Raw genomic sequence first — 2,709 nt, 5'->3', positions numbered from 1 at the left:
CCGCCGGCGTCGCTCACTCATCGTCGTCGAGTCCTCCTGCGCCCATCATCGGGCATCGGACTCTCACAACAACCGGACCACCACCCGGGGATCAGGTCAAGCCCGTTCGCCCACAGCAGTTAACACGGCGTACACATCCAGGCCAGAAGCAAATGACAGGCTGATCAGCCATGACACTCTTTACCCCGGACGGCGCAGTGAGCGATGTGGTGATCGGCCATGCCTCCGCCGTGCTGCCGGACGTGGTCATCGAGGACGCCAGGCTAGTTGTTGTGGGTCATGAGGTTCTTTACACGAGGCACGGGCTGAGATGAGACGAGCGGGCTCCGCCCCGCAGGATGGGAATTGCGACATCCACTCATCCGCGGAAGGAAGCCCGCTCGTGACTCACGCTAACGCACCTCTGACCCCCACCGGCCGGCTGCGCATGGTCCACCGCCACCTGATCGACGGGATCCCGCAGTCCCACGTGGCCGCGGAGTTCCGCGTCAGTCGGCCCACGGTGGCCACCTGGGTCGCCCGCTACCGCGCCAAGGGCAAGGCGGGACTGCAGGATCGCTCCAGCCGGCCCCACCACTCACCTGCCCGGCTCGACCCCGCGATCGTGGCCGAGCTGGAGGCCCTGCGCCGTGGCCGGAAGTGGTCCGCCCCTACACGCCAAAGCACAACGGGAAGGTCGAGCGGTACAACCGGCTCATGGTGGACGAGGTCCTCTACGCCCGCCCCTACACCTCAGAGCGGGCTCGCCGTGAGGCCCTTCAGGTGTGGGTGAATCACTACAACTACCATCGGCCGCATACCTCCTGCGGAGATGCTCCACCGGCCTCGTTGGCCCCGGTGCGTGTCAACAACGTCATGCCCTCCTACACCTAGACGACGGGCTATTTCGCGAACACCGATTTCTTGGGCTCGCAGCAGAGCGATCTCCTCACGCTCTTGGAAGGAAAGGTACCGAGAAGAGACCTTCGAGGACATAAACAGCGGCATACCACCACGATTGCGGAACCATCGAGCACCAACGGCTTGAGACACACCAGTGGCCTCTGCTGCCTTCTCAGAGGTGATCCCGGTGGCGATGTGCTTCCAGAACTCTCGTTCGACCTCCTGACGATGAGACGGAGCCCCCGGCGACTTCATTGCTGAACGGCCTGTGAACTGCCGCACCCATGCTGATGGTCTTCCCATTGCACACCTCCACGATCAAGGTGTTGCTACGACCAGTTGAATCCGGGCAGTATCGTGCGATTCGTTACGGGCAGGCATTGGCTGAGCAGGACGCGGTTGCGTCGGTCGGGTCACGAGGTGACTCCTATGACAACGCGCTGGCCGAGGCCCTGAACTCGTTGTTCAAAGCCGAAGTGATCCGGAACCTCGGACCGTGGCAGGGCCTCGATGACGTCGAGATCGCGACCGCGGAATGGGCCCACTGGTTCAACACCTTCCGACCTCATCTGTCCCTCGGCGGGATGACCCCTGAGGCCTTCCGCGTCGAGCATCAACTCTGCGTCACCGCCGGTGTGGACACGGTTGCCGAGCTCCTCAACGCCAGATAACTAACTCTCTATCAAAACCGGGGCTTGAAAGTGGATTGTTAGGTCAACAACGTGGTGCTCAATATCGCGGAGCATCGACACCCAAGGGGTTCAAGTGACCACAGCGCGTCAGCGCAAACGCCGGACACCCCCTATAGGACCCCACGCACCGCAGAATCGAGGAGATCACCGTGAGCGAGCTGGACGCCCCCATCACCGAGGAATGCTCCCGATGCCAGGGAACCGGCACGGTTTCGTGGGGCATTGATGTCACGCCTGTCGTCCGCGAAACCGACGGTTCCCAGCGCGAGGTGACCAAGGTGTGCTTCTCCTGTGGAGGAGTCGGCCACAAGGCGACCACACAGCGGAAGATCAACCGGAGAAGCAAGGACCGTGAGCGCCGTGAACTCAAGCGCGCCGAGGAACCCCAACATGTGGCGAGGGAAGCCCAGAGGGAGCGGATGCTCCAGCAGGAAGAGGTCGCCCGACTCCGCGAAGAATGGGAAGCCCAAAACCCCCTCGCAGCCCAGGCGCTGACCACCCTCTCCGGTGACTTCGTTGCGCAGATGCGCCAGTGGCTTACCGAGCACGGGACACTGACCGAGGCACAGACCGCCGCGCTCGTTCGCATGGCCGACGAGGCCCCCACTGCCGAGGTCGTCACCGGCCGCGGAGAGGTCACCGGGAAGATCATCAGCATCAAACCCGTCGAGTCGACCTATGGCCTGGAGTGGAAGGTCGTGGTCCGGGACGATCGCGGCTTCAAGATCTACGGCACTTTGCCAAAGGCCCTGGCCGATGCTCTCTACGGAATCTCGTGCACCGAACACGACCCCAGCCTCGACGGCGACAGTGGCTGGACGGGCATCGCCACGGGTGCAAGGGTGCGCTCCACCGCCACGATCCAGTCTGGCGATGACTTCGGGTTCGGGTTCTATAAACGCCCGGGCAGAGCCGAGTTGCTTCAGCGCCCCGAGCGAGCCGATCGATCGGCGACATGCGCGAGCGACCGGGGTCCCACATCTGCTGACAGATGCCGGACACTGTGGGAATGTCAGACCGGACGCAGTCACTGAACTGAACCGTACTGGGTCTTGTTCCGATCTATGTGATTCAGGAGGATCGGATTATGACCAGGAACAGAACGTCTTATACCCCGGAGTTCAAGGACCGGGCG

Annotated in this window: 3 protein-coding genes and 2 pseudogenes; 4 read left to right on the top strand and 1 reads right to left on the bottom strand. The window is 62.9% G+C overall.

Translation table 11 applies throughout. The annotated features are described in order from the left end of the window. Nucleotides 1-170: 170 nt before the first annotated feature. Together BJF85_RS27735 and BJF85_RS23610 are read left to right on the top strand one after the other, a co-directional pair. A complete protein-coding gene (locus BJF85_RS27735; protein ID WP_222844661.1) occupies nucleotides 171-314 on the top strand; it encodes a hypothetical protein in 144 nt (47 codons plus the stop codon). 68 nt (nucleotides 315-382) lie between these two features. Continuing rightward, nucleotides 383-873 (top strand): annotated as a pseudogene (locus tag BJF85_RS23610) (leucine zipper domain-containing protein). Here BJF85_RS23610 and BJF85_RS28560 read toward each other — a convergent pair. Next, nucleotides 868-1,164 (bottom strand): annotated as a pseudogene (locus tag BJF85_RS28560) (helix-turn-helix domain-containing protein); the annotation flags it as partial. The pseudogenes BJF85_RS23610 and BJF85_RS28560 sit on opposite strands and share 6 nt — an antisense overlap. A 2-nt stretch (nucleotides 1,165-1,166) precedes the next feature. Here BJF85_RS28560 and BJF85_RS23600 point away from each other — a divergent pair. Together BJF85_RS23600 and BJF85_RS23595 are read left to right on the top strand one after the other, a co-directional pair. Beyond that, nucleotides 1,167-1,553: an integrase core domain-containing protein gene (locus tag BJF85_RS23600; protein WP_083666657.1), complete on the top strand. Its 387-nt coding sequence runs from the start codon at nucleotides 1,167-1,169 to the stop codon at nucleotides 1,551-1,553. 170 nt (nucleotides 1,554-1,723) lie between these two features. Further along, complete coding sequence (locus BJF85_RS23595) at nucleotides 1,724-2,608, top strand: hypothetical protein (protein ID WP_075850153.1); 885 nt, start codon at nucleotides 1,724-1,726, stop codon at nucleotides 2,606-2,608. Nucleotides 2,609-2,709 lie beyond the last annotated feature (101 nt).

The sequence above is a fragment of the Saccharomonospora sp. CUA-673 genome (assembly GCF_001942305.1).
Lineage (GTDB): Bacteria > Actinomycetota > Actinomycetes > Mycobacteriales > Pseudonocardiaceae > Prauserella.
The sequence above is the reverse complement of the archived record's forward strand: the minus strand, read 5'-3'. Positions and strand labels throughout refer to the sequence as shown.